At 62.1% G+C, this 25,106-nt stretch carries 24 protein-coding genes; 19 read left to right on the plus strand and 5 right to left on the minus strand.

Annotation, left to right across the window (positions count from 1 at the left end):
* Positions 1 to 117: 117 nt before the first annotated feature.
* From L9O85_RS07300 to L9O85_RS07345, 10 genes are read left to right on the plus strand one after another with little or no spacing between them, the layout of a single operon-like run.
* Positions 118 to 1,500, plus strand: coding sequence for a cobyrinate a,c-diamide synthase (locus tag L9O85_RS07300; RefSeq protein WP_301580064.1), 1,383 nt, complete (start codon positions 118 to 120; stop codon positions 1,498 to 1,500).
* The gene (cobT, locus tag L9O85_RS07305) at positions 1,497 to 2,564 is read left to right on the plus strand and encodes a nicotinate-nucleotide--dimethylbenzimidazole phosphoribosyltransferase (RefSeq protein WP_256181473.1); all 1,068 of its coding nucleotides are present in this window, start codon (positions 1,497 to 1,499) and stop codon (positions 2,562 to 2,564) included. Before L9O85_RS07300 ends, cobT begins: the two co-directional genes overlap by 4 nt.
* 1 nt (position 2,565) lies before the next feature.
* Positions 2,566 to 3,096: a bifunctional adenosylcobinamide kinase/adenosylcobinamide-phosphate guanylyltransferase gene (locus L9O85_RS07310; protein ID WP_256181475.1), complete on the plus strand. Its 531-nt coding sequence runs from the start codon at positions 2,566 to 2,568 to the stop codon at positions 3,094 to 3,096.
* The gene (locus L9O85_RS07315; protein ID WP_256181476.1) at positions 3,093 to 3,866 is read left to right on the plus strand and encodes an adenosylcobinamide-GDP ribazoletransferase; all 774 of its coding nucleotides are present in this window, start codon (positions 3,093 to 3,095) and stop codon (positions 3,864 to 3,866) included. Before L9O85_RS07310 ends, L9O85_RS07315 begins: the two co-directional genes overlap by 4 nt.
* Complete coding sequence (locus L9O85_RS07320; protein ID WP_108981221.1) at positions 3,863 to 4,189, plus strand: bifunctional adenosylcobinamide kinase/adenosylcobinamide-phosphate guanylyltransferase; 327 nt, start codon at positions 3,863 to 3,865, stop codon at positions 4,187 to 4,189. The genes L9O85_RS07315 and L9O85_RS07320 overlap by 4 nt, the downstream gene beginning before the upstream one ends.
* Positions 4,190 to 4,210: 21 nt before the next feature.
* Entirely contained in the window at positions 4,211 to 4,792 is a 582-nt protein-coding gene (locus L9O85_RS07325; protein ID WP_108981220.1) for a histidine phosphatase family protein, read from the plus strand.
* Positions 4,789 to 5,760 carry an adenosylcobinamide-phosphate synthase CbiB gene (gene cbiB, locus L9O85_RS07330; protein ID WP_430688784.1) on the plus strand — a complete coding sequence of 324 codons (972 nt, stop codon included), beginning with the start codon at positions 4,789 to 4,791 and terminating at the stop codon, positions 5,758 to 5,760. The genes L9O85_RS07325 and cbiB overlap by 4 nt, the downstream gene beginning before the upstream one ends.
* A gap of 11 nt (positions 5,761 to 5,771) precedes the next feature.
* Complete coding sequence (locus tag L9O85_RS07335; protein ID WP_301580065.1) at positions 5,772 to 6,824, plus strand: pyridoxal phosphate-dependent aminotransferase; 1,053 nt, start codon at positions 5,772 to 5,774, stop codon at positions 6,822 to 6,824.
* Positions 6,817 to 8,280: a cobyric acid synthase gene (locus L9O85_RS07340; protein WP_301580066.1), complete on the plus strand. Its 1,464-nt coding sequence runs from the start codon at positions 6,817 to 6,819 to the stop codon at positions 8,278 to 8,280. The genes L9O85_RS07335 and L9O85_RS07340 overlap by 8 nt, the downstream gene beginning before the upstream one ends.
* A gap of 24 nt (positions 8,281 to 8,304) precedes the next feature.
* Complete coding sequence (locus L9O85_RS07345; RefSeq protein WP_301580068.1) at positions 8,305 to 10,965, plus strand: tetratricopeptide repeat protein; 2,661 nt, start codon at positions 8,305 to 8,307, stop codon at positions 10,963 to 10,965.
* Positions 10,966 to 11,004: 39 nt separating this feature from the next.
* Here L9O85_RS07345 and L9O85_RS07350 read toward each other — a convergent pair whose 3' ends face one another.
* Positions 11,005 to 11,646 (minus strand): Crp/Fnr family transcriptional regulator, encoded by a 642-nt coding sequence (locus tag L9O85_RS07350; RefSeq protein ID WP_301580070.1) that lies wholly within the window; start codon positions 11,644 to 11,646, stop codon positions 11,005 to 11,007.
* Between the two features lie 120 nt (positions 11,647 to 11,766).
* On the opposite strand from L9O85_RS07350, the gene leuC reads away from it, so the two are divergent.
* From leuC to L9O85_RS07385, 7 genes are all read left to right on the plus strand, one after another.
* The gene (gene leuC / locus L9O85_RS07355) at positions 11,767 to 13,023 is read left to right on the plus strand and encodes a 3-isopropylmalate dehydratase large subunit (protein WP_050624807.1); all 1,257 of its coding nucleotides are present in this window, start codon (positions 11,767 to 11,769) and stop codon (positions 13,021 to 13,023) included.
* Positions 13,024 to 13,114: 91 nt separating this feature from the next.
* Complete coding sequence (locus tag L9O85_RS07360; RefSeq protein ID WP_050624808.1) at positions 13,115 to 13,600, plus strand: 3-isopropylmalate dehydratase small subunit; 486 nt, start codon at positions 13,115 to 13,117, stop codon at positions 13,598 to 13,600.
* Positions 13,597 to 14,673 carry a 3-isopropylmalate dehydrogenase gene (gene leuB / locus L9O85_RS07365; protein ID WP_050624809.1) on the plus strand — a complete coding sequence of 359 codons (1,077 nt, stop codon included), beginning with the start codon at positions 13,597 to 13,599 and terminating at the stop codon, positions 14,671 to 14,673. The genes L9O85_RS07360 and leuB overlap by 4 nt, the downstream gene beginning before the upstream one ends.
* Before the next feature lie 272 nt (positions 14,674 to 14,945).
* The gene (locus tag L9O85_RS07370) at positions 14,946 to 16,145 is read left to right on the plus strand and encodes a pyridoxal phosphate-dependent aminotransferase (RefSeq protein ID WP_050624810.1); all 1,200 of its coding nucleotides are present in this window, start codon (positions 14,946 to 14,948) and stop codon (positions 16,143 to 16,145) included.
* 181 nt (positions 16,146 to 16,326) lie between these two features.
* A complete protein-coding gene (gene purB, locus L9O85_RS07375; protein ID WP_050624811.1) occupies positions 16,327 to 17,763 on the plus strand; it encodes an adenylosuccinate lyase in 1,437 nt (478 codons plus the stop codon).
* Positions 17,764 to 17,781: 18 nt separating this feature from the next.
* Positions 17,782 to 19,059 carry an AI-2E family transporter gene (locus L9O85_RS07380; protein ID WP_050624812.1) on the plus strand — a complete coding sequence of 426 codons (1,278 nt, stop codon included), beginning with the start codon at positions 17,782 to 17,784 and terminating at the stop codon, positions 19,057 to 19,059.
* A 6-nt stretch (positions 19,060 to 19,065) separates the two neighbouring features.
* Complete coding sequence (locus L9O85_RS07385; RefSeq protein WP_108981215.1) at positions 19,066 to 20,001, plus strand: alpha/beta hydrolase; 936 nt, start codon at positions 19,066 to 19,068, stop codon at positions 19,999 to 20,001.
* Between the two features lie 64 nt (positions 20,002 to 20,065).
* Here L9O85_RS07385 and L9O85_RS07390 read toward each other — a convergent pair whose 3' ends face one another.
* Positions 20,066 to 21,307 (minus strand): 6-phosphofructokinase, encoded by a 1,242-nt coding sequence (locus L9O85_RS07390; RefSeq protein WP_256181488.1) that lies wholly within the window; start codon positions 21,305 to 21,307, stop codon positions 20,066 to 20,068.
* A 154-nt stretch (positions 21,308 to 21,461) separates the two neighbouring features.
* Here L9O85_RS07390 and fba point away from each other — a divergent pair, with 154 nt between their 5' ends.
* Both fba and L9O85_RS07400 read left to right on the plus strand, forming a co-directional pair.
* Entirely contained in the window at positions 21,462 to 22,427 is a 966-nt protein-coding gene (gene fba, locus L9O85_RS07395) for a class II fructose-1,6-bisphosphate aldolase (protein ID WP_050624815.1), read from the plus strand.
* Between the two features lie 145 nt (positions 22,428 to 22,572).
* Positions 22,573 to 23,103, plus strand: coding sequence for an amidase domain-containing protein (locus L9O85_RS07400; RefSeq protein WP_193955476.1), 531 nt, complete (start codon positions 22,573 to 22,575; stop codon positions 23,101 to 23,103).
* 39 nt (positions 23,104 to 23,142) lie between these two features.
* Here the strand turns inward: L9O85_RS07400 and L9O85_RS07405 are convergent, their stop codons facing one another.
* Genes L9O85_RS07405 through L9O85_RS07415 form a run of 3 tightly spaced genes read right to left on the minus strand, consistent with a single transcriptional unit; the run spans position 23,143 to position 24,929 of the window.
* A complete protein-coding gene (locus L9O85_RS07405; RefSeq protein ID WP_301580073.1) occupies positions 23,143 to 23,508 on the minus strand; it encodes an SdpI family protein in 366 nt (121 codons plus the stop codon).
* A gap of 3 nt (positions 23,509 to 23,511) precedes the next feature.
* A complete protein-coding gene (locus L9O85_RS07410) occupies positions 23,512 to 23,910 on the minus strand; it encodes an MmcQ/YjbR family DNA-binding protein (RefSeq protein ID WP_050624818.1) in 399 nt (132 codons plus the stop codon).
* Entirely contained in the window at positions 23,907 to 24,929 is a 1,023-nt protein-coding gene (locus L9O85_RS07415) for a tyrosine recombinase XerC (RefSeq protein ID WP_301580076.1), read from the minus strand. Before L9O85_RS07415 ends, L9O85_RS07410 begins: the two co-directional genes overlap by 4 nt.
* Between the last annotated feature and the right edge of the window lie 177 nt (positions 24,930 to 25,106).

A 25,106-nucleotide genomic window follows, 5' to 3' on the forward strand; every position in this document is an offset into this window, starting at 1 on the left:
AGGAGCTTTCTGGATCGGGCCTGGAAAGGGCAGGAATGTCTGGATTCTCAGATTGCATTTTGTCTGGAGAGCCGCTATAATGAGAATCCGAGGAACCCACTGGGAGGAACTTGATCCATGGAACATCAGACCGTATCGCTCCCCAGAGTGATGGTGGCGGCCCCTGCCAGCTCCAGCGGGAAGACATCTCTGACCTGCGCGCTGCTTCAGGCCGCCCTGAACCGGGGAGTGGACCCCTGTGCCTTCAAATGCGGCCCGGACTATATTGACCCTCTCTTCCACCGGGAGGTGCTGAGTCTGCCCAGCCGCAATCTCGACTTGTTTTTTTCGGACGAGCCCACGGTGCGGGGGCTGATGGCCCGTGCCGGTGCGGGCCATGGCCTGGCCGTTCTGGAGGGCTGCATGGGCTTTTATGATGGAATCGCCGGAACGGAACGGGCCAGCAGCTGGCACCTGGCCAGGGCTACGGATACGTCGGTCGTTCTCACCGTCGTTCCAGGGGGCACCTCCCTCACATTGGCTGCTGTTTTGCAGGGGCTGCGGTCATTCCGGGCGCCCGACATGATACAGGGCGTCATCCTGAATCAGTGCTCCCCGAAGCTCTGCCGCCATCTCACACCCATTTTGGAGAGGGAGACCGGCCTGCAGGTTTTGGGGCATATCCCGCGGATGCCGGACTGTGCGCTGGCCAGCCGCCACCTGGGCCTCATCACGGCGGCCGAGGTAGAGGGGCTTCAGGAGAAGATCCTGCGTCTGGCCGGCCAGATGGAGGAGAGCGTGGACCTGGACACCCTGTTCGCCATTGCGGCTTCAGCCCCCCCTTTGACTGCATCGCTGGAGACAGCGAGGCCCCGGAGCGGCGGCGGGATACCCATCGCCGTAGCACGGGACCGGGCTTTCTCCTTTTATTACGAGGATAACCTAGAACTGCTGGAGGAGCTGGGGGCGGAGCTGGTGGAGTTCAGCCCCCTGACCAGCCGGCACCTGCCTTCCGGGGCAAAGGGCCTGTATCTGGGCGGAGGCTATCCGGAGCTGTATGCCCGGCAGCTGAGCTGGAACAAGTCTCTGCGGGCGGAGATCTGTGCGGCAGCCCGCGCCGGGATGCCAGTGCTGGCGGAGTGCGGCGGTTTTCTCTATCTCCAGGAAGAGCTGGAGGATGAAAACGGTGTCTTCTGGCCCATGGCGGGGGTCCTGTCCGGCAGGGGGAAACGGGCATCCGGAACCGGCCGCTTCGGCTATATCTCCCTGACGGCGGAGCAGGACACCCCTTATCTTCCTCGGGGGGAGACCATCGCAGCCCACGAGTTCCACCGCTGGGACAGTGGGGACAACGGAACGGCCTGCCGGGCGCAAAAGCCTGTGACAGGCGAAGCGTGGCTCTGTGTCCGGTGTGAGGGAGCCCTGTTCGCGGGATTTCCGCACCTGTATTTTCGGTCAAATCCGGCCTTTGCGTCCCGGTTCGTGGCGGCGTGCGGGCGATTTCAGGAGGGAGCATTATGACGACCAGCGTATTGAGTATCGCGATCTCCGGCATCACGCCGGCGGATCAGGGGGCTATGGCGGAGGCGGCCCGCCGCTGGGACTCCATCGCCAAGCCCATCGGGGGCCTGGGCCTGCTGGAGGAGGCGGTGATCCGGGCCGCCGGAGTCCAGGGGACCGCGGATGTCAGTCTGGACAGAAAGGCGCTGGCCGTCTTCTGCGCAGATAACGGTGTGACTGAGGAGGGGGTCACCCAGACCGGGCCGGAGGTGACGGCCTCTGTGGCGGCCTCCATGGCCTGGGGGGAGGCCTGTGTCTGCCGCATGGCCTGGACCGCTGGAGCACAGGTGTTCCCGGTGGACATCGGGATCGCCCACCCGGTGGAGGAGGGCGGCCTGCTGCGCCGCCACGTGACCCGTGGGACCAGGAGCATCGCCAAGGGCCCTGCCATGACACGGGACGAGGCGGTGGCCGCAGTGGTCACCGGCATCACGCTGGCAGAGGAGCTCAAGGGCAGGGGATATCGCCTGTTGGCGGCAGGGGAGATGGGCATCGGCAACACCACCACCGCCGCCGCCGTGACAGCAGTGCTGCTGGGGCGGCAGGTGGAGGAGGTGACGGGCCGGGGCGCCGGCCTGTCAGATGAAGGGCTGGAGCGGAAGATCGCCGTGATCCGCAGGGCCATCGAAGTCAACGCCCCTGACCCCCGGGACCCGCTGGATGTGCTCTCCAAGGTGGGAGGGCTGGATATCGCCGGTATGGCGGGCTTTTATCTGGGGGCCGCCCTCCACCATGTGCCTGTGGTACTGGACGGCGCCATCTCCGCCGCGGCCGCCCTGCTGGCTGTGCGGCTCTGCCCGGACGCGGCCAAGGCCCTCATCGCCAGCCACAGGTCAGCGGAGCCCTCCAGCGGCCTGCTCCTGGACGCCCTGGGGCTGCGCCCTATTGTTTCGGCGGACCTGAAGCTGGGAGAGGGGACCGGCGCCGTGACCATCATGCCCATGCTGGATATGGCCATGTCCATCTATCGGGACATGGCCACCTTCCAGGGCCTGGGCATCCCGCCCTATCGCCGCCAGAGCTGAGATGGAGGCACTGGTTTACGGCGGCGCGGCCAGCGGCAAGAGCCGGTACGCGGAAGATCTTCTGTGTGCACTGTCCTGTGAGGGGCCTCGGATCTATCTGGCCACCATGGAGGCGATGGATGAGGAGAGCCGGGCGCGGGTCCGGCGCCACCGGGCCCTGCGGCGGAACAAGGGCTTCTCCACCCTGGAGTGCCCGCGGGACCTGGGCGGGCTGACCATCCCGGTGGGGAGCAGCGTGCTGCTGGAGGATCTGGGCAATCTGTGGGCCAATGAGCTGTTTTCCCCTTCGGGCTTCGACCCGGATGGGGCCCTGCTCCGGACGGCGGAGGGGTTGGAGCGGCTCAGCGTCCAGGCCCAGAACCTGGTGGTGGTGAGCGCCGATGTGTTCGGAGAGGAGGTCCCCTGTTCTCCCGAGACGGCGGTCTATCTGGACGGGCTGGCCCGCCTGCACCGGCTGGCTGCAGGGCGGTGCGGCCGGGTAATAGAGGTGGTCTGCGGACTGCCGGTGATCTGGAAGGAGGAGTGCTGTTGAGGTATCTGCGGGCGGTCTCTATGGCCTTCTCCATGTACTCCCGTCTTCCCATGCCCTGGGTCCGGTGGTCCGACGACTGCCGGGCCTGGGTTTTGTGCGCGTTTCCCCTTGTGGGGGCTGTCCTGGGTCTGCTCCTGCTGGCCTGGTCCGCGCTGGCGGATCTGCTGACGCTGACGCCGCAGCTCCGGGCAGCGGGGGCGGTCCTCCTGCCGCTGGCCTACACAGGTGGTATCCATATGGACGGCTTCTGCGACACCTGTGATGCGCTGGCCTCCCACCAGGACCGGGCCCGGAAGCTGGAGATCCTGAAGGACTCCCGCGTGGGGGCCTTCGCGGTGCTGGGCTGTGTGTCCTATCTCCTCCTGCAATACGCCCTGTGGTGCCAGCCGGGCTGGGAGAAGGAGGATCTGTGGGTACTGGCTCTGGTCCCCGTGCTCTCCCGGGCCATGTCGGGGTACGGGGCGCTGACCCAGCCGGGGGCCAGGGCGGACGGCCTGCTGGCCGCCTTTACGGAGCAGGAGCAGGGGAGGGGGCGGCAGCGGTTTTTGCTGTTTCTGTGCGCTCTGCTGGCGCTGGCCATCGGGATGCTGGGGGTGGGCTGCGCCGCTGTGGCCGCCGCCATCCTCGTCTATCTCTGGTATATCCAAATGGCCCGTCGGGAGTTCGGCGGTTTGACGGGTGACCTGGCGGGGTGGTTCCTTCAGGTGTGCGAATTGGGCTGTCTGGCGGCGATGGTGTTGGCGAGAGAGATAGCGGAGGTGTTGATATGATCCTGATCGTGGGCGGCCTTGGGGCAGGAAAACGGGACTTCGCCCGGCGTGAGCTGGGGGTCCGGGAGGAGGAGCTGTCCCCGGTCCTGGGGCCTGGGACACAGGTGCTCTACGACCTCCAGGCGCTGGACCCCCTCCCGGATCTGGAGGAGCTGATGGGACTGCGGGCAGTGATCTGCAACGAGGTGGGCTGCGGCCTGGTCCCCATCCAGGCGGAGGAACGGCAGCGGCGGGAGGCGGTGGGCCGCCTCTGCTGCCAGCTGGCGGAGAGGGCCGAGGCGGTGTACCGGATCTCCTGCGGGCTGGCTATAAGACTAAAATAGAACAGACAGAGAGGAATAGACATGGAATTGCTGATGATCCGCCACAGCTCCACCAGAGGGAATCTGCTGCGGCAGTATGTAGGCTCCCAGGACCACCCCCTGGCCCCGGAGGGCGTGGCGCTGGCGGAGCGCCGCCGGGGGGAGATGCCTCCCATCGATGGGCTGTGGGTCTCACCTATGCTCCGGTGCCGGCAGACGGCTGAGATCCTGTTTCCCGGCGTGGAGCAGCGGCTGGTGGACGCGCTGAAGGAGTGCGATTTCGGAACCTTTGAGGGCAAGACTTGGGCAGAGCTGAAGGACGACCCCATCTATCAGGCGTGGCTGGCGGGGGACCCCCACATCGCCTTTCCCGGAGGAGAGGTGCTGGGGGAGCACATCGCCCGCTGCCGCCGAGGGGTGGCCCATGTGGTGGAGCAGGCCCGTGCCCTGGGCATGTCCCGGCCCGGGATTCTGGCCCACGGCGGGACCCTGATGTCCGCTATGTCCGGCTTTGCGGTGCCACATCAGGATTTTTACAGCTGGCTGCCCAGCAACTGCGGCGGATACCTAGTCCGGGTGGAGGAGGGGAAGGAGCTGGCCTTCACCCTTCTGGAGACGCTGTGAGCCGCCTGTGGGTCCTTCTGGCCGCTGCCGCGCTGGACTGGCTCCTGGGGGACCCGGCGTGGATGCCCCACCCCATACGGCTGATGGGATGGACCATCAGCCGCCTGGAGACCGGCCTGCGGCGGCTTTTTCCCAGGACGCCGGGAGGAGAACTGCTGGCCGGCGGGGTGCTGGTGCTGACCATGGTCCTGCTCTTCGGAGGGGGGAGCCTGCTGCTCCTGGCCGCTCTATATGCCCTCTCTCCGGCGGCGGGGACTGCGGCGGAGGTCTGGCTCAGCTATCAGCTGCTGGCCGCCCGGTGCCTCCGGGATGAGAGTATGGCGGTGTATCGGGCCCTGACCGGCAGGAGCCTCATGGACGCGCAGAGGGCGGTTGGCCGCATTGTAGGACGGGATACCCAGTGCCTGGACCGGGACGGCGTGACCCGGGCCGCAGTGGAGACGGTGGCAGAAAACACCTCTGACGGCGTGATCGCTCCCCTATTCTGGCTGGCTCTGGGCGGGTTGCCCCTGGGCATGGTGTACAAAGCTGTCAATACCATGGACTCCATGGTGGGATACCGAAACGAGCGATACCTCTTTTTCGGCAGGGCTGCGGCCCGCACCGACGACGCGGCCAATTATTTGCCAGCCCGGCTGTCCGCCCTGCTCATGTGCCTGGCCGCCGCTCTGCTGCCTGGATTCCGGGGGCGGGACGCACTGCGGATCTGGCGCAGGGACCGGCGTAAGCACAAGTCCCCCAACTCCGCTCAGACGGAGGCGGCCTGTGCCGGGGCGCTGGGGGTCCAGCTGGCCGGGGATGCCAGCTATTTTGGGACGCTGGTCCGAAAGCCCACCATCGGGGAGGCGGAGCGGCCCATCCGGCCGGAGGACATCCCGGCGGCCAACCGACTGATGTACGGGACCGAGGTCCTGTGTCTGGCCCTGTGCGCCGCAGCGGCAGTGCTGTGTTCTCACATATTCAGATAGGAGGGAGCGAAATGGAGGAGAGGACCCACGGTGGCGACATCTATGGACTGGAGCGGCCTGTGCTGGATCTGTCCATCAGCCTGAACCCCTTGGGGGTGCCGCCCTGCGCCATCCAGGCGGCGCGGGAGGCGCTGGAGCGCTCTCCCGCCTATCCTGACCCCCTCTGCCGTGGCCTAAGGCGGGCCATCTCCGCCCGGGACGGCGTTCCGGAGGACTGGGTGCTGTGTGGGAACGGGGCCTCTGACCTGATCGACCGGCTGGTCCGAGCCCTGCGTCCGGACCACGCCCTGGTCCTGGCCCCGACCTTTTCGGAGTACCACAGGGCCCTGTACAAAAATAATTGTAAAGTTAAATTCCATTACGCAAATATGCACGAAGATTTCCGCTTTTCCAGCGCCCTGCTCGGAAAAATTTCCCAGGAAATTGATGCTGTGTTCCTCTGTGATCCCAACAACCCCACAGGCACACTGATCTCTCACCAGCTGTTGCGGGCCCTTCTGGCCCGCTGCCGGGAGGCCGGAGCACTGCTGGTGGTGGATCAGTGCTTTCTGGAGTTGTCTCCAGGGGAGCCGGACCGGCTGGTTCGGGAGCTGGAGGGCGGAGGGCTGCTGCTGCTGCGGGCCCTGACCAAGAGCTATGCCATGGCCGGGCTGCGGCTGGGCTACTGCCTGTCCGATGACCGGACGCTGCTGGCCGCTATGGCGGAGGAGGGCCCGCCCTGGCCGGTGTCACAGCTGGCACAACAGGCAGGGATATCTGCTTTACAGAATGCGCCGGACTGGCCATTTCGCGTCCACCAGCAGTTGGAGGAGGAGCGCCGCTATCTCTCTCAGGAACTGAGCAGGCTGCGGTTCCACGTCTACCCAAGCGACTCCAATTTCCTGCTGTTCCAGGGGGAGGAGGGCTGGCGGGAGCGCCTGCTGGACCGGGGCATCCTGATCCGGAGCTGCGCCGACTTCCAGGGGCTGTGTCCTGGCTTCTACCGCGTCTGCGTCAGGAGCCGCGGGGAAAATAAGAGGCTGATCCAGGCCATTCAGCAGGAGAGGGAGGCTTTCCATGGCTAGATCCATTATGATCCAAGGGACCATGTCCAATGCGGGAAAGAGCGTTCTGGCGGCGGGGCTGTGCCGTATCTTCCGGCAGGACGGGTACTCTGTGGCTCCCTTCAAGAGCCAGAATATGGCGCTGAACAGTTTCATCACCCGGGAGGGACTGGAGATGGGGCGGGCCCAGGTGATGCAGGCGGAGGCGGCCGGCGTGGAGCCCTCTGTGCGGATGAATCCCGTCCTGCTCAAGCCCACCAGCGATGTGGGGAGCCAGGTGATCGTCAACGGGGAGGTGGTGGGCAGCATGTCCGCCGCTGCCTACTTGTCCTACAAAAAGCAGCTGATCCCCACTATTCTGGAGTCCTACCACGCCCTGGCCCAGACCCACGATATCGTCGTACTGGAGGGGGCCGGCAGCCCCACAGAGATCAACCTGAAGGCGGAGGACATCGTGAATATGGGGATGGCCCGGATGGCGGGGGCGCCTGTGCTGCTGGCGGGTGACATCGACCGGGGCGGTGTCTTTGCTGCCCTTTACGGGACCATGGCCCTGCTGGAGCCTGATGAGCGGGCTATGGTGAAGGGGACCATCATCAACAAATTCCGGGGCGACGTGGAGATCCTCCGCCCCGGCCTGACCCAGCTGGAGGAGCTGACCCATGTGCCGGTGGTAGGGGTGGTGCCCTGGATGGAGCTGGATCTGGATGAAGAGGACAGCCTCTCCCAGCACTTTTCTGCTAGACGGGAGGGGAAGCCCCTGGACGTGGCGGTGATCCGCCTGCCACGCATCTCCAACTTCACCGATTTCGCCCCTCTGGAGCGCCATCCGGCGGTAGGACTGCGCTATGTGGACAGGGTCCAGGCACTGGGAAGGCCGGATCTGGTCATCCTCCCAGGTACGAAGAGCACCCTGGCCGACCTGTCCTGGCTTCGGCAGAGCGGGCTGGAGGGGACGATCCTCCGGCTGGTGGGAAAGGGTGTCCCAGTTATCGGGATCTGCGGCGGATTCCAGATGCTGGGCCGCACTCTGGAGGACCCCCAGGGCGTGGAGGGAGGCGGCTCCATGCATGGGATGGGACTCCTGCCGGTGGCCACCACCTTTTCTCGTAAAAAGTCCAGAGAACAGAAGTATTGTCAAGCGGATCTCCCTGACGGATTTTATGGACGGCTCAGGGGGTGTCCTCTGGAGGGCTATGAGATCCATATGGGGACCAGCGGGGGAGAGAGTATCTTCACCGTGGAGGGCCGGGTGCTTGGGACCTATCTCCACGGACTGTTTGACAGCGGTGCGTTCACCTGCGGGCTGGTGGATCTGCTCCTGGATGAGAAGGGGGTGGAGTGGAACGGAGAACAGTCCTGCACCGAGGACGCCCGTACCTTTAAGGAGCGGCAGTATGACCGGCTGGCTGACATGCTGCGGCGGAGCTTGGACATGGAGGCCATCTATCGAATTTTGGAGCAGGGCCTGGAGTAGGCTGGCCAGAGAAAGGAGAGCAGTATGATTTTTCGCTGTTCAGACCAGGGGTGCGGCTATTTTGGAGAGGGGCCCCGGCTGCCGGAGTTCTGTCCCCGCTGCGGCAAGCGGATGCTCCAGGCGGCGGAGGGGGAGATGACCGGAGATGACTGGTCTGCCCTTGGTGTCTTCTGGATCAGCCGGCCCGATGGGAAAGAGAGGGGACTGGCCTGCTTCCGCCGCTCCGCCGGAATGGGAAGCGGCTGGGGGACCTGCAACCTGGGCATCTGTATGGAACAGGGGCTCGGAGTGGAGGCCGACCCCCGCCAGGCTTTCTGGCTTTATCAGCAGGCCGTGGAGATGGGGAGCCTGTCGGCGGTGTGCAATCTGGGCGTCTGCTATGAGCAGGGGATCGGCACCACTTCAGACCAGAAAAAGGCGGTGGAGCTGTTCCGGCAAGCGGCGGAGCACGGCTCCTCCCGGGGGCAGAGGCTGCTGGCCCGCTGTCTGGAACAGGGGCTGGGACTGCCCCAGGACCAAAAGGCTGCCCTGGAATGGCTGCGGACCTCCGCCCTTCAGGGGGACACCTCCAGCCAGGCGGAGCTGGCCCGGCACTATGAGTTTGGCATCGGGACGGAGATCTCCCCCAAGCAGGCCGTACAGTGGTACCGCCGTGCGGCTCAGGCAGGGGATGCGGACGGACAGTGCTGTCTGGGCTGGCTGATGGAACACGGAAAATGGGTGGAGCAGGACGCGGACGGCGCGGTCCAGCTCTATTCGCAGGCGGCGGAGCAGGGGCACAGCCGGGCCGCTCTGCTTCTGGGGATCTGCTGCCTCAATGGGACCGGGATGCCCCGGGACCCAGACCGGGCCTGGGACCTGCTGGTCCGGGCATGGGAGCTGGGGGCCGAGTCCGCGGCCTGCGAGCTGGGACAGATGTGCCTGAAGGGGGATGGGGTCCCTCAGAATGACCAGGAGGCGGTCCGCTGGTGGACCCTGGGGGCTCAGAAGGGGGACTCCACGGCCCAGTATGATCTGGGATGGTGCTGTGAGAAGGGCCGGGGGATCGGACAGGACTATGCTCAGGCCGCCTACTGGTACCGCCGCTCTGCGGACGGAGGGGACAGCGATGCTATGTGCAACCTGGGCTGGCTCTATGAGGCGGGCCAGGGCGTGGAGCAGAGCTGGGAGAAGGCGGCGGAGTGGTATCTGCGGAGCGCCGAGGCCGGGAGCGGCCGGGCCATGGGCAACCTGGCTTGGTGCTATGACAACGGAAAAGGCGTGGAGCAGGACCACGCCGAAGCCGCCCGGTGGTTCCAGGGTGGAGCCGAGTCTGGAGACGTACGTTCCATGTACTGCCTGGCCTGGGACTATGAGCATGGGGAGGGCGCAGAGGCCAGCCTCCCTCTTGCCGCGCACTGGTATGAACAGGCATCTGAGGCCGGAGACGCGGAAGCCAGCCGCTGCCTGGGGTGGCTGTATGAGACAGGGCAGGGCGTGGATCAGGACGGGAAAAAGGCCGCAGCTTTGTACCGCCGTGCAATGGAGGCGGGCAGCATCCGCGCCATGGGAAATCTGGCCTGGTGCTATTCTGAAGGGATCGGGGTAGAGCAGGACCAGGTCCAGGCAACAGAGCTGTATCGCAAAGGCGCGGAAGCGGGCAATCCCCGCTCTATGAGCAGCTTTGGATACCGGCTCCTCCATGGCAGGGGCATTGGGAAGGATGACAAGCAGGCAGTCATCTGGCTGCGAAGGGCTGCGGAACAAGAGCAGGACAACGCCATGTGCAACCTGGGGTGGTGCTATGAGCGTGGACACGGTGTTCCCCAGGACTGGAAGCAGGCCGTGGAGTGGTATCGGCGGGCGGCACAGGCCGGAAATACTGTTGCGATGGGAAATCTGGGCTGGTGCTATGAAAAGGGAAAAGGTGTGGAAAAAGACCCGGAAGCTGCGGTAAGCTGGTACAGGCAGGGAGCAGAGCGGGGTTCCGTCCGATCCATGTATGAACTGGGCCGGTGCTGTCAGGGCGGCATTGGAGTTGCAGAGGACCTGAAGCAGGCGTTGATCTGGTTTCACAAGTCCGCCGAAGTGGGGGATGCCGACTCCTTGGGGCTTTTGGGCTGGTCTTATGAATACGGCATCGGGACAGAACAGGATTACGCCAGGGCAGTCGAATATTACCGGTGTGCGGCAGAGAAGGGGAATGCCTCCAGCATGAACAATTTGGCGGAGATGCTGGCAAATGGAAGGGGAGGGCCCCGAAATTTCGAACAGGCTATGTTTTGGTATCAGCGTGCAGCGGAGGCAGGGAGTGTCTGTGCGCTCTATAACATGGGCTGGCATGCAGAACAGGCGGGCCGCATCGCAGAGGCGCTGGACTGCTACCGACAGGCCCAGCAGTCCGGGGATGAAGCTGCCTTTTGGGCACTGGGGCGTTTTTATGAGACCGGAATTGGAGTAGAGCAGGACCCGAAGCAGGCGTTTGCGCTCTACCAGGCGGGTGCGGAAAAGGAAAACGTCAACTGCCGCTGCCGCCTGATTCGATGTTATGCTCTGGGGATCGGAACGCCGCGTGATCCGGACACGGCCCGGCAGCTGGGGCGTGCGTTGCTCTGTGAGAAGCTGGACCCCTGGGACTTAGAGGACTATGGCTGTCAGCCGGAGCTGGAGCAGCTTCGGCAGCTTATGGATACATTAGAGACCTAAAAAGCTGGAGCGGCGCATTTCTGATGCGCCGCTCCAGCTTTAGGGTGTGCAGAGCGTTTCCAGAGTCCTGCGGTCCAAAAGAGAAATGCTCCGGTATCCCAGAGCGACCAGCCCCCTGCGGGAGAATTGGTTCAGGATGCGGCTGACGGTCACCCGGCTAACAGAGATGGATGAGGCGATCTCCTCCTGGGTGCAGGACACCTGATCCTGCCCAGATGCTGCGGAGAGCAGGTACTGAGCCACCCGCCACTCTGCCGGACGGAAGGCCATGTCGTCCACATGGGCGGACAGCAGCCGCACCGTCCGGGCCAGATATTTCAGCATGGACATGGCCATGCCTGGATTCCGGGTAAATTCCGCCGTGACCTGCTCCCGGTCGATGGGGACGATCTCACAGGGGGTGAGGGCTACGGCGGAGGACACCCGGGGCAGTTCGTCAAAAAAGGATGCCTCCCCGAAGATGGAGCCCTGCTGATACAGGTTTAGGGTGCGCTCCGCCCCGTCCTCCGACTGGATGAAGCTCTTTACCTTTCCCTTTTTCAAATAATAAAAGCAGGTGGCCTCTGTCCCCTGGAGGTAGATCAGATAGCCGGAGGAGCAGCGGACCGAGGGGCGGTCCTGGGCGAAGGGACGCCAGAGCTCCACAGGGAAGTCCAGCGAAAAGGTGTTGGCGTATTCCATCGATCTCTCCTCTTTTCCCAAGAAATCCTCTTAATTGTATCATAGTTAACATTCTTTTGGCAAGAGAACCGTCATACTGGACAGGAAAAAATCACCCACAAAAGTGAGGAGGCACATTCCATGGGAATGACGATGACACAAAAAATTCTGGCAAAGGCCGCCGGGCTGTCCTCAGTCCAGCCGGGCCAGCTGATCGAAGCCAGACTGAACCTGGTCCTGGGCAACGATATCACCACCCCTGTGGCCATCACGGAGTTTGAGAAGGCTGGCTTCACCCAGGTCTTTGACAAGGACAGGATCGCCATTGTGCTGGACCACTATACCCCCTGCAAGGATATCAAGTCTGCCCAGCTGTGCAAGCAGGCACGGGAGTTTGCCCACAAGCACAGCATCACCCATTTCTACGACGTGGGCCAGGTGGGCGTAGAGCACGCCCTGATCCCCGAGAAGGGGCTGGCCGCCCCGGGAGAGGTCATCGTGGGGGCCGACTCCCATACCTGCACCTACGGCGCGCTGGGTGCCTTCTCCACCGGCATCGGCTCCACCGACATGGCCGCGGGCATGGCCACCGGCCTGCTGTGGTTCAAGGTCCCCTCTGCCATCAAGGTGACCCTGAAGGGGAAGCTCCAGCCCTGCGTCAGCGGCAAGGATGTGATCCTGCACCTGATCGGCGAGATCGGGGTGGACGGTGCCCTGTATCAGTCCCTGGAGTTCGCCGGGGAGGGCGTGTCCTCCCTGTCCATGGACGACCGCTTCACCATCTCCAACATGGCCATCGAGGCCGGCGGCAAGAACGGCATCTTCCCCGTAGACGAGAAGACCATGGAGTATATCAACGGCCGGGTGGGCCGTCCCTGCGAGGCCTTTGAGGCCGATCCCGATGCGGTCTACACACGGGAGGTAGTCATCGATCTGGACAAGCTGGAACCCACCGTCTCCATGCCCCATCTCCCCGAGAACACCAAGGTGGTCAGCGAGGTGGCCGGCCTGCACATCGACCAGGTGGTGATCGGCTCCTGCACCAATGGGCGCATCCAGGACCTGCGGGAGGCCGCTGCTATTCTGAAGGGGAAAAAGGTGGCGGAAAATGTGCGCTGCATCGTCATCCCCGCCACCCAGGAGATCACCCTCCAAGCCATGAAGGAGGGGCTGCTGGAGATCTTCATCGCCTCCGGCTGCGCTGTCTCCGCCCCCACCTGCGGCCCCTGCCTGGGTGGACACATGGGCGTCATGGCGGAGGGGGAGCGCTGCGTCTCCACCACCAACCGCAACTTTGTGGGCCGCATGGGTCATGTGCAGTCGGAAGTCATCCTGGCCTCTCCCGCCGTGGCCGCCGCCTCTGCAGTGGCCGGCTGCGTGGCCGACCCCCGCATCTAAAGCGAACGGCGCCTCAGGCGCAATGGGGAATATAAGGTCCCGAACTCCTCATTCCTAATTCTTAATTTGTAAAGAAAGGATCGACGAACCAATGAAGGTTTACAAATACGGTGCCAACGTGGACACTGACGTCATCATCCCCGCCCGGCACCTGAACGACCCCTCTCCCGCGGCCCTGGCCTCCCACTGCATGGAGGACATCGATAAGGACTTCGCTTCCACCGTCCAGCCCGGCGACATCATCGTGGCCGGTCCTAACTTTGGCTGCGGCTCCAGCCGTGAGCACGCCCCTCTGGCCATCAAGTCCTGCGGTGTGAAGTGCGTCATCGCCCCCTCCTTTGCCCGCATCTTCTACCGCAACGCCATCAACATTGGCTTCCCCATTATGGAGTGCGCCCAAGCGGCGGAGGAGATCCAGGCCGGGGACCAGGTGGAGGTGGATTTTGCCACTGGTGTCATCACCGATGAGACCACCGGCAAGACCTACCAGGCGGCCCCCTTCCCGGAGTTTATTGACGGAATTATCAAAAGCGGCGGCCTGCTCAACTCCCTGAAGGACCGGGGGGTGGCGAAATGAACTACAAGATCGCGCTGATCCGGGGCGACGGCATCGGCCCAGAGGTAGTGGGTGAGGCGGTCCAGGTCATGGAAGCCGTGGGGAAGAAGTTCGGCCACAGCTTTACCTTTGAGGACATTTTGATGGGCGGCTGCGCCACTGACGCAGTGGGGGTGTCCTACCCCGAAGGCACCGCGGAGAAGTGCAGGGCCTGCGACGCGGTGCTGCTGGGCGCCGTAGGCGGTCCCAAGTGGGGCAGCGACAAGCCAGCGGAACAGCGCCCGGAGACGGCCCTGCTGGCCATCCGAAAGGACCTGGGGCTGTACGCCAACCTGCGCCCCGCCGCCCTGCGTCCCGCCATGGCCGGCGCCTGCCCCCTGAAGAAGGAGACCGCCGAGAAAGGCATCGACCTGATGATGGTCCGGGAGCTCACCGGTGGCATCTACTTCGGAAAGCGGGACCGCTATCAGACTGAGGACAGGGGGGAGGAGGCCACCGACCTGATGGCCTACTCAGAGCAGGAGATCGAGCGCATCGGCCGCCGGGCCTTTGAGCTGGCCCGCCTGCGCCGGAACAAGGTGTCCAGCGTGGACAAGGCCAACGTGCTGGAGACCAGCCGCCTGTGGCGGAAGGTGATGCACCGGCTGGCGGAGGAATACTCCGACGTGTCCTATGAGGACGTGCTGGTGGACAACTGCGCCATGCAGCTCGTCCGGGACCCCGGCCAGTTCGACGTGGTGGTCACCGAGAACATGTTCGGGGACATCCTCTCCGACGAGGCCTCCATGGTCACCGGCTCCATCGGCCTGCTGCCCTCCGCATCTATCGGGGACGCCGCCCCCGGCCTGTATGAGCCCATCCACGGCTCCGCTCCGGACATCGCCGGCCAGGACAAGGCCAACCCCATCGCCACCATCCTGTCTGTGGCCATGATGTTCCGCTACTCCTTCCACCTGGCCGCGGAGGCCCAGGCCATCGAAAACGCCGTGGACGCGGTGCTGGCTGAGGGCTGGCGCACCGCCGACATCGCCGAGCCCGGCGTCATCCCCATCGGGACCCGGGAGATGGGCCGGCGCATCCGGGAAAAGCTCTGACTCAGAGAAAACACACAGACCCGGGACCCCCAAGCCAGATCCGGGAGGGGGGCCCCGGGTCCTTTTGCCCTCTGGAGGAACGGAAGTGGGAACAGGGCAGAGGAGAATTTGGTGAAAAAGCACAGAATGGAGGGAGCTCTACCCCTGACTTGCACCGTCCCCTGCCAAATTGTTCAGAATTTCAGGAAAATAACCGGAAACCACTTGCAATCCTGCAAGTCGGCGCATATAATATGCCATGCGTGATTCGCCAGAAGGAGGACAACATTGATATGAAAGAGCTTTCCAAGATCGCACTGGCTGTTGAGCCGTCCAGCACCATGGCCATCGACACTCTGTTCAAGCAGATGAAAGCCGAGGGGCAGGACGTGATCGGGTTTGGAGCCGGAGAACCCGACTTCAATACGCCGGACTATATCAAAGAGGCGGGTATTGCCGCCATCGAGCACAACGAGACCCGCTACACTCCCTCCAGCGGCACGGTGGAGCTGCGCAAGGCCATCTGCCAGCGCCTGAAGGCCGACTGCGGCGTGGAGTACACCCCCCAGCAGATCTCCGTGTCCAACGGCGCCAAGCCCTGCGTCTATGTGGCCCTGAGGGCCCTCATCAACCCCGGGGACGAGGTCATCCTGCCCTCTCCCTACTGGGTGAGCTACTCTGAGCTCATCAAGATGACCGGCGGCGTGCCTGTTATTGTGGAGACCCGGGAGGCGGACCATTTCAAGCTCACCGCCCAGGAGCTGCGGGACGCCATCACCCCCAAGACCAAGGCCATGATCCTGAACAACCCATCCAACCCCACCGGCATGATGTACAGCCGCAAGGAGCTGGAGGAGATCGCCAAGGTCTGCGTAGAACAGGATATTTACGTGATCTGCGACGAGATCTATTATCATCTGGTGTATGATGGAGAGGAGTTCGTCAGCCTTGCCTCCATCAGCCCGGAGATCAAGGAACGCACCCTGCTGGTCAATGGTGTTTCCAAGTCCTATGCCATGACCGGCTGGCGCATCGGCTATGTGGCCGCTAACGACCAGGTCTCCAAGGTGATCGCCAACTACCTCAGCCACTGCACCGGCTCCCCCAGCTCCATCTCCCAGAAGGCCGCTGTGACCGCCCTCACTGCCTCCCAGGAGAGTGTGGAGGTCATGCGCAAGGCTTTCGAGCGCCGCCGTGACTACATGGTGGAGCGGATGAACAGCATCGAGGGCGTCAGCTGCATCAAGCCCCACGGCGCTTTCTATGTGATGATGAACATCGAAAAGCTCATCGGCCAGGAGCTCCACGGCGTGGTCATCCGGGACGCGGACGATTTCGGCAACCTCTTCCTGAAGTACGGCAAGGTGGCCGTGGTGCCCGGTACTGGCTTTGGTGCCCCCACTTTTGTTCGCTGGTCCTATGCCACCTCCATTGAGAACATCAAGGAGGGCCTGAACCGGCTGGAGCGTTTCCTGAAGGGCGAGACCATCTAAACATGACGAAACAGAGCGGGAGCACGGACAGACCCATGTCCGCGCTCCCGCTTTCCTCTCTTAAGTTTTCGTGAAAATTTGGGAAAGCACTGGCAATCCCCTGGGGAGTACGTTATAATATTTGATACAAGCGGGCAGGGGAGAGCTGCCCAGATTCTAAATAAAATGAGGTTTGATGCAAATGCCGACCAACGCCTATGAAAGTCCGCTGTCCTCCCGATATGCCAGCGACGAGATGCTGTATCTCTTTTCCGCTGACAAGAAATTCTCCACTTGGAGACGTCTGTGGGTCGCGCTGGCCCGGGCCGAGATGGAGCTGGGGCTCCCGGTGACCCAGGAGCAGGTGGATGAACTGGAGGCCCATATCACTGATATCGACTATGAGAAGGCGGCCCAGTGGGAACGGAAGTTGCGCCATGACGTGATGGCCCATGTCCACACCTACGGTGAGCTGTGCCCCAAAGCCATGCCCATCATCCATCTGGGGGCCACCAGCTGCTATGTGGGGGACAATACCGACGTGATCCTCATGCGGGAGGGACTGGAGCTGGTCCGGGCCAAGCTGGTAAAGGTCATCGCCCGGCTGGCCAAGTTCGCAGAGGAGTATAAGGCCCTGCCCACCCTGGGCTTTACTCATTTTCAGGCTGCCCAGCTGGTGACGGTAGGCAAACGGGCCACCCTGTGGATGAACGAGCTGCTCATGGATCTGGAGGAGGTGGAGCACCGCATCTCCACCCTGAAGCTGCTGGGCTCCAAGGGGACCACCGGTACCCAGGCATCCTTCCTGGAGCTGTTCGAGGGGGATCACGAGAAGGTCAAGGAGCTGGAGCGGAAGATAGCCCGTGAGATGGGCTTTGACGCCGTGGTCCCGGTGAGCGGCCAGACCTATTCCCGGAAGATGGACTACAACGTGGTGTCCACCCTGTCCGGCATCGCTCAGTCCGCCAGCAAGTTTGCCACCGACATGCGGCTGCTCTGCCACCTGAAGGAGGTGGAGGAGCCCTTTGAAAAGAACCAAATCGGCTCCTCCGCCATGCCCTACAAGCGCAACCCCATGCGCTGCGAGCGTATCTGCTCCCTGGCCCGTTACGTCATGGTGGACGCGGGCAACCCCGCTGTCACCACCGCGACCCAGTGGTTCGAGCGCACCCTGGATGATTCCGCCAACAAGCGCCTGTCTGTGCCAGAGGCCTTCCTGGCTGTGGACGCCATCCTGAACATCTACCTGAACGTGGCCTCCGGTCTGGTGGTCCATCCCAAGGTCATTGAGCGCCACGTTCTGGAGGAGCTGCCCTTCATGGCCAGCGAGAACATCATGATGGATGCGGTGAAGCGAGGCGGCAACCGCCAGGAGCTCCACGAGCGTATCCGCGTGCTCTCCCAGGAGGCCGGGCGGAATGTAAAGGACCTGGGCCTGCCCAACAATCTGATCGATCTGATCGCAGAGGACCCGGCCTTTGGTATGAGCCGGGAGGAGCTCACCGCCCATCTGGAGCCCAGCCGCTACATCGGCCGCTGCCCCCAGCAGGTGGAGGAGTTCCTGAAGGAGCAGGTCGCCCCCGCTCTGGCCAAATATCAGGACTGCCTGAAGGATGAGGACACAGAGCTGAAAGTCTGAGAAAAAGGAGCTGCCCACGTGAACAAGAAGCCGCAAAATCCATACTTTTTTGCCGGCGTGACTGCATTTCTGGTCATCGCCGCCGCTATCCTCGTCTTTTTTGCCGTCTTTCACTTCAAGGGCATCCTGAGCTTTCTCTCCACGGTCAACCGCATTCTCCGTCCCATCTACTACGGAGCGGTCCTGGCTTTCCTGTTGCTGCCCATCCACCGGGCCATTTTAAGATTTCTCACCGGACTCACCCCGGACAGCCGCCTGTCAGACCGGCGGAACCTGAGCTTTCTCAACGCAGTGGCCATCATCCTCAGCCTTCTGTTCGCCGCCCTAGTCATTTATATCCTGCTGGCCATGGTCCTGCCCCAGGTCTATGAGAGCGTGGTAGGGCTGGTCCAGTCCATCCCCGGCTATTTTATGACCCTCCAGGAGCGGCTGATGGAATTTTTGGCCAATAACCCGGACATTCAGACAGCGGTCATGCCCTACTACAACTCGGTAGCTGTGTCGGTGGAGGAGTGGCTCCAGTCCGATCTGCTCCCCAATCTGGAGTCCGTCAACAGCTCTTTGTCCTGGTTCCAGCAGGAGATCGTTCCCCGGCTCACCTCCATGTTCTCCAGTGTGTCCGCTGTGTTCATCGCCCTGCTGATGCTGGCCAAGGACCTGCTGATCGCCGTTATCGTCTCCGTCTATCTGCTGGCCAGAAAGGATATCTTCTCTGCCCAGGCCAAAAAGATCGTGTACAGTGTGTGTGAGACCCGCTGGGCGGACCTGATCGTGGAGGAGGTGCGCAATGCCTATCGCATCATGAGCGGCTTTATCAACGGCAAGCTGCTGGACTCCCTCATCATTGGGATCATCGCGCTGGTGTGCTGCAATCTCTTTAACTTCCCATACCCCGCCCTTTTGGCGGTCATCATCGGTGTGACCAATGTCATCCCCTTTTTTGGCCCCTTTATCGGTGCCATTCCATGCGCCCTGCTGATCCTCATCATCAGTCCTATCCAGTGTGTTTATTTCGTGATCTTTATCCTTGTGCTCCAGCAGTTTGACGGGAATATTCTGGGCCCCAAGATCCTGGGGGACTCCACGGGACTGGCCAGCTTCTGGGTACTGTTCTCTATCCTGCTGTTCGGCGGGCTGTTTGGATTCGCCGGCATGGTGCTGGGTGTCCCGGTCTTTGCCATGTTTTACAGCGTGGTCAACCGTCTGGTACGCTATGGGCTGGGGAAGCGGAAGCTCCCGGTGGAGACCCAGGAGTATCTGGGACGGACCGGGCCTCTCTCCAGGCCGAAGGAGTGACCCCCTGTGAATAAAACAGCGATTTGCGGCCTCAGGGCGGCCCTGGTGATCGTCTTCCTTTTGATCCTGCTGGCACTGGGTGCCCTGATCCTTGTGGGAAACTATTTCTACACCTTTGCCCTGGACCCTAACGCCAAGGGCGGCTTCGGCTCCGCCGCCGGGATCGTGGACAGCGAGTACACCCGCTGGCTGCTGAAGGACAGCCGTGACGTGTCCCTCATCAGTGATGACGGCCTGGAGCTCCACGCCTACCGGGTGGACGGAAGCGTCCCTCACCGCTACGCTGTCCTCTGCCATGGCTATCAAAACAACGCCACCGGCATGGCCTCCTATGGCAAACATCTGTTTGATTTGGGCTACACGGTGCTGCTCCCCGACGCCAGAGGGCACGGAGAGAGCGAGGGAGACTACATCGGGATGGGGTGGCCGGAGCGCCGGGATGTGGTCCGGTGGTGTCAACAGCTGATCGCGGAGGACCCGGAGGCGGAGATCGTGCTTTACGGCGTCTCTATGGGCGCTGCCACCGTGATGATGGCCTCCGGTGAGGCGGATCTGCCTGTCCAGGTCCGGTGTGTGATCGAGGACTGCGGTTATACCTCTGTCTGGGATGAATTTTCTGGCCAGCTGAAGGAGCTGTTCGGCCTGCCGCCCTTCCCCGTTCTCAACGCTGCGGATCTGGTCTGCCGTATCCGGGCCGGCTACAGCATCACAGAGGCCAGTGCCCTGAGACAGGTGGAGCGCTCTGTCACCCCCACGCTCTTCATCCACGGAGAGGAGGACACCTTTGTTCCTTTCTGGATGCTGGAGGAGCTGTATCAGGCCGCCTCCTGCGAGAAGGAGAAGCTGGCCGTCCCCGGTGCCGCTCACGCGGAGTCCGCCGCCGTGGCGCCGGAGCTGTACTGGCCCGCGGTGGACGCCTTTCTGGCGCGGCATATGGCCTGATTCAGCGGGATAGAAAGAAGCCCTGCATGGCATTGCCATGCAGGGCTTCTTTACTGGAAACCTATTACAGGCTGGTGGTCAGCACCTTTTTCAGGCGGGCAAAACGGGGGAGGGCGTTCTCCTTGGGGGCATCGGTCTCTCCCTGGATCAGGGGCAGCACATAGTCGATGAACTCTTGAGTCACACCGTTCCCGGCCTCGTTGATCCACGCGCGGGGGACCTTCTTCTCAAAGTTGGCCACGATATCCAGGGGCTCCAGGACGGTCTTGCATTCATAGCTGCCATCCCGAGTGCACTGGAAAGCCACCATCTTGTCAGTAAAGCCCTCAGCGGCGGCCTCCACCGCAGCCTGGCCGGCCAGATATGCCTCCTCCACATCGGTCTTGGAGGCCAGATGGGACCCGCAGCGCTGGAGCAGGGAGAGCTCGATGCCGCGGACCTTGGCCCCCAGCTTCTGCTTCACGGTCTCGGCCAGCATGGAGGCCAGACCGCCCAGCTGGGCGTGTCCGAAGCCGTCAGTAGCGGAGGTCTTAGCCTCGGAGACGAAGGTGCCGTCGGCGTAGTGGATGCCCTCGGACACGGCTACCATGCACTTGCCGGTCTTATCGTAGACGGCCTTCACATCGGAGAGGAACCGGTCCATGTCAAAATCGGTCTCGGGCAGATAGACCAGGTCGGGACCGCAGCCGGTGAGGGAGGCCAGGGCGGCGGAGCCGGCCAGCCAGCCGGCGTGGCGGCCCATGATCTCGATGATGGTGACCATGCCGGTGTCATACACATGGGCGTCCTGCCACACCTCGGCGCAGGAGGTGGCGATATACTTGGCCGCGGAGGCAAAGCCGGGGCAGTGGTCGGTGCCGTTCAGGTCATTGTCGATGGTCTTTGGAACACCCATGATGCGGCACTCGTAGCCCACTTTCTGCATATACTTGGAGATCTTGTTGCAGGTGTCCATGGAGTCGTTGCCGCCGTTGTAGAAGAAATAGCGGACATTGTACTTCTTGAAGATCTCCAGGATACGCTGGTAATCGGTATCATCTACGTCGGGATCCGCCAGCTTGTAGCGGCAGGAGCCCAGGGCAGAGGAGGGGGTGTATTTCATCAGGTCCAGCTCAGCGGGGTCCTCCTGAGCCATGTCGTACAGCTTGTCCTCCAGCACACCCTTGATGCCGTGGGCGGCGCCCAGCACCTGAGTGATGCAGGGAGTCTTCAGGGCGGTCTGGATGACGCCCTGGGCACTGGCGTTGATGACGGCGGTGGGGCCGCCGGACTGGCCGATGATACAGGCTCCAGTCAGTTGATTCATGTTGGTTGCCTCCTTCAAAAATCTTGCAGCGGGATTGGAAAACTGCACATTTCTTTATTGAAAATTCCAAAGTAAATCATACCATGTCCTATTGTATTTCGCAATTGGAAATGGTACAATATAACATGTAAATTTGAAGAAGGAGATGGTCATTATGCCACTGGTAACGACCACTGAAATGTTCAAAAAGGCCTATGACGGCGGATACGCTATCGGCGCGTTCAATGTCAACAACATGGAGATCGTCCAGGGGATCACCGAGGCGGCCAAAGAGGTCAACGCCCCCCTGATCCTCCAGGTCTCCAAGGGTGCTCGGGCCTATGCTAACCATACCTATCTGATCAAGCTGGTAGAGGCCGCCATCGCTGAGACCGGCCTGCCTATCTGCCTGCACCTGGACCACGGCGACAGCTTCGAGCTGTGCAAGTCCTGCGTGGACGGCGGTTTCACCTCCGTGATGATCGATGCCTCCTCCAAGCCCTTTGAGGAGAACATCGAGATCACCAAGAAGGTGGTGGAGTATGCCCACGACCACGGCGTAGTGGTGGAGGCCGAGCTGGGCGCTCTGGCAGGCGTGGAGGACGAGGTCAATGTGTCTGCCGAAGACTCCCACTACACCCGTCCTGAAGAGGTGGAGGAGTTCGTCTCCCGCACCGGCTGTGATTCCCTGGCCATCGCCATCGGCACCAGCCACGGCGCTTACAAGTTCACTGCCGCTCAGTGCACCCGCAATGAGAAGGGGGAGCTGGTTCCCCCTCCGCTGCGCTTCGACATCCTGGATGAGATCGTCAGGCGCCTGCCTGGGTTCCCCATCGTGCTCCACGGCTCCTCCTCCGTGCCTCAGGAGTTTGTGAAGATGATCAACGAGAATGGCGGCAAGATGCCTGACGCTGTGGGCATCCCCGAGGATCAGCTGCGTCAGGCCGCACGGGGCGCCGTGTGCAAGATCAATATCGACTCCGATCTGCGTTTGGCCATGACCGGCACCATCCGCAAGTATTTTGCCGAGCATCCCGCCGACTTTGACCCCCGGCAGTATCTGAAGCCCGCCCGTGAGAACATCAAGCAGCTGGTCAAGCATAAGCTGATCAACGTGCTGGGCTGCGACGGCAAGGCCTGATCGAACTTCTGCCTTTTGAAAAGGGAGCGCTTCGGCGCTCCCTTTTTTCATACCTAGTTCGCCAAAGCCGCCCCGTAGGCCCATGGTGAGAAGAAGGAGACAGAACTTTCAGGTGAGATGAACCCGGGACCGTTTTCTGCATAGAATGGGGGCAGGAGAGGGGAGAGGTCCTTTGCACGATATCCTGCCCTATGACCGCGGGGCGGCGGTGCGCTATGCCCACCGGTGGGCGTATGATCGGAATCCGGCGTACTACGATTTCTCTGAACTGGGGGGAGACTGCACCAACTTCGCATCCCAATGCCTTTATGCTGGGAGCGGCGTGATGGACCATACGCCTACCTTCGGATGGTACTACATCAGCGGAAATCAGAAATCTCCGTCCTGGAGCGGCGTGCCCTACTTTTATAACTTTTTGACCCGAAAGGACAGCAGGCCGGGGCCCTTTGGCACGGAAGCCGGACTGGGTGAACTGGAGCCGGGGGATTTTATCCAGCTCAGCTTTGCCGGCGGCGTCTTTGCCCATGATCCTATCGTGGTGGAGATCCGGCAGCCGGCCTTTCCCGACACCATTCTGGTGGCCGCCCACAGCCAGGACGCCGACTTCCGGCCGTTGAGTACCTACCCATATCAAGCCCTGCGGGGCATCCATATTCTGGGGGTCCGCCCCAGATAAGCGATAGACCTCCCAATTGGTTTTGGGAGGTCTATCGCTTTAACGCTCTATGGGGAGGCCATTTTCATCAAAGGTGTTTTTCAGCAGGGCATCCACCAGAAATGCGGAGATACACAGAAATACCATCTGTCCGCCGATCAGCCACAGTACAAAGGAGGAGGCACTCTCCCGGAACACAACCATAAGCACTGCGGACAGGATGCTGAGAAGGAGTCCGATGCGCAGCCAGAGCTTAGAGATGTGCCGGTGGGCGAAGGCCCAGGTCGCCTCGGTTTTGCTGGAGAGGGCGGTGCGGTAGGCTAGAAAGCCCCCGTCCCGCTTGGGGGGATGGATGCGCCAAATCAGCCCCACCACCGCCATCAGGACCGGCGTGAGCATGGCAAAGACGAACAGTACATAATACATGGGTCACGAACTCCTTTTTTCTTCCTGTTCCATGATCTCTCTTTGGGCCCGCTTGGTCAGCTTCTGGAATACCAGTTCATAGGACATGCCGCAAAAGTCCCGCAGCACGTCGTCCGGGAGAGCCCCGTCCAAATAGACCGAGTTCCAATTCCGCTTATCGCTGTAAAAACCGGGCACTACCTCCGGGTACTGCTCGCGAAATGCCTCGGCCAGCCTGGGATCGCACTTCAGGATCACCATAGTCCGCCCAGCATGGGCGGCATGTTCCGGTCCTGGGGTGCAGACGGCTGCAAACATCCGCCCGCCTACCAAATAACGCTGCCACTGCCATTCCAATTTGTAGTCGGTGACGGCACCGGGCATGGACAGCAGATAGCCCTCCAGCCAGGAATATCGGTTCATGTCTCGTCCTCACTTCCCCTTTTTTTCTTCTTTACCATCCCCAGAGGATTGGCACGGGCTGCGGTGCGCAGATCATCGCTGTCCACGTGGGTGTATATCTGGGTCGTGTTCAGGTGGTCGTGGCCCAGGACCTCCTGCAAAGTGCGCACGTCTACGCCGTTTTGAAGCATCAGAGTAGCGGCAGTGTGGCGCAGCTTATGGGCGGAATACTGGGTGCTGTCCAGCCCGGAAGCGGCCAGATGCTTTTTCACCAGCTTGTGCACCGCAGCGCGGGAGATGCGCCGGCGGTTCTGATGGGTGATGAAGAGGGCCTCCTTATCAATCAGTGTCAGCATGTTCCGCTCTGTCAGCCAATCCTGGAGAGCCTGCTGACAGGCTTCGTTGAGAAAGAGGACCCGCTCTTTGTTGCCCTTGCCCAGGACTCTGAGCTGATCGCCCCGGACATCGGTCACGTTCAGGCCGACTAGCTCTGAGATCCGCAGGCCGCAGTTCAAAAACAGGGTCAGGATGCAGTAATCCCGCACAGAGTTAGCTCCGTCTACCGACTCCAGCAATTCCACGCTCTCTTCCAGATCCAGGTAACGGGGCAGTGACTTCTTGAGGCGGGGGGAATCCAGATCCTGCATAGGGTTCTCAGTCAGCAGCTTGGCCTTGTTGGTGAGGTACTTATAAAATGAGCGGATGGTCGCCACCTTGCGTGCCCGGGAGGACGCAGACAATCCATAGCTGGTGTCTGGGCTGTTCGGATGGGCCGCGCGGTCTCGGCTGAGATAGCTCATATAGGCGTAGACGTCGGTCAGAGTGACGGAGCGGATGAGTTGGATGTCCACATCATCGATGGGGATCGATTCCATGGGCGTATCCTTGGGGACGAGCCGTTTTTCCAGCTTGAGATAGCGGAAAAAGCTGCGCAGATCCAGAAAGTATTCGTCCACGGTTTTTGGGGAGTGGCCCTGGATGGTCTCATGATAGACCAGAAAATCCCGAAGGATGGGTGGTGATTCTGAGCGGTAGTCCAAATCGCAGCCTGCGGGCCTTGGATGGGTGAAAACGCGGTTTTCTCCTATTGCTCCTCCTCTCAGGTCAACAAAATTTTTATTTTGTTGACCTACGAGTCTTCCCGCAGTACCTCCCTTCGCAGTGCTTCCCCTGCATCATACCACACCGGCGGAGCGGTCGCAAGCCCTGCGGCCGGC

It is taken from the genome of Lawsonibacter asaccharolyticus, assembly GCF_022453915.1.
GTDB lineage: Bacteria > Bacillota > Clostridia > Oscillospirales > Oscillospiraceae > Lawsonibacter > Lawsonibacter asaccharolyticus.

Coding starts and splice junctions, on each gene's coding strand:
- L9O85_RS07310 (WP_256181475.1), top strand. CDS start 2,566: ATGGAGGCACTGGTTTACGGCGGCGCGGCCAGCGGCAAGAGCCGGTAC.
- leuC (WP_050624807.1), top strand. CDS start 11,767: ATGGGAATGACGATGACACAAAAAATTCTGGCAAAGGCCGCCGGGCTG.
- leuB (WP_050624809.1), top strand. CDS start 13,597: ATGAACTACAAGATCGCGCTGATCCGGGGCGACGGCATCGGCCCAGAG.
- L9O85_RS07325 (WP_108981220.1), top strand. CDS start 4,211: ATGGAATTGCTGATGATCCGCCACAGCTCCACCAGAGGGAATCTGCTG.
- L9O85_RS07320 (WP_108981221.1), top strand. CDS start 3,863: ATGATCCTGATCGTGGGCGGCCTTGGGGCAGGAAAACGGGACTTCGCC.
- L9O85_RS07300 (WP_301580064.1), top strand. CDS start 118: ATGGAACATCAGACCGTATCGCTCCCCAGAGTGATGGTGGCGGCCCCT.
- L9O85_RS07405 (WP_301580073.1), bottom strand. CDS start 23,508: ATGTATTATGTACTGTTCGTCTTTGCCATGCTCACGCCGGTCCTGATG.
- L9O85_RS07410 (WP_050624818.1), bottom strand. CDS start 23,910: ATGAACCGATATTCCTGGCTGGAGGGCTATCTGCTGTCCATGCCCGGT.
- L9O85_RS07340 (WP_301580066.1), top strand. CDS start 6,817: ATGGCTAGATCCATTATGATCCAAGGGACCATGTCCAATGCGGGAAAG.
- L9O85_RS07390 (WP_256181488.1), bottom strand. CDS start 21,307: ATGAATCAACTGACTGGAGCCTGTATCATCGGCCAGTCCGGCGGCCCC.
- purB (WP_050624811.1), top strand. CDS start 16,327: ATGCCGACCAACGCCTATGAAAGTCCGCTGTCCTCCCGATATGCCAGC.
- L9O85_RS07370 (WP_050624810.1), top strand. CDS start 14,946: ATGAAAGAGCTTTCCAAGATCGCACTGGCTGTTGAGCCGTCCAGCACC.
- L9O85_RS07335 (WP_301580065.1), top strand. CDS start 5,772: ATGGAGGAGAGGACCCACGGTGGCGACATCTATGGACTGGAGCGGCCT.
- L9O85_RS07350 (WP_301580070.1), bottom strand. CDS start 11,646: ATGGAATACGCCAACACCTTTTCGCTGGACTTCCCTGTGGAGCTCTGG.
- L9O85_RS07360 (WP_050624808.1), top strand. CDS start 13,115: ATGAAGGTTTACAAATACGGTGCCAACGTGGACACTGACGTCATCATC.
- L9O85_RS07345 (WP_301580068.1), top strand. CDS start 8,305: ATGATTTTTCGCTGTTCAGACCAGGGGTGCGGCTATTTTGGAGAGGGG.
- fba (WP_050624815.1), top strand. CDS start 21,462: ATGCCACTGGTAACGACCACTGAAATGTTCAAAAAGGCCTATGACGGC.
- L9O85_RS07400 (WP_193955476.1), top strand. CDS start 22,573: ATGGGGGCAGGAGAGGGGAGAGGTCCTTTGCACGATATCCTGCCCTAT.
- cobT (WP_256181473.1), top strand. CDS start 1,497: ATGACGACCAGCGTATTGAGTATCGCGATCTCCGGCATCACGCCGGCG.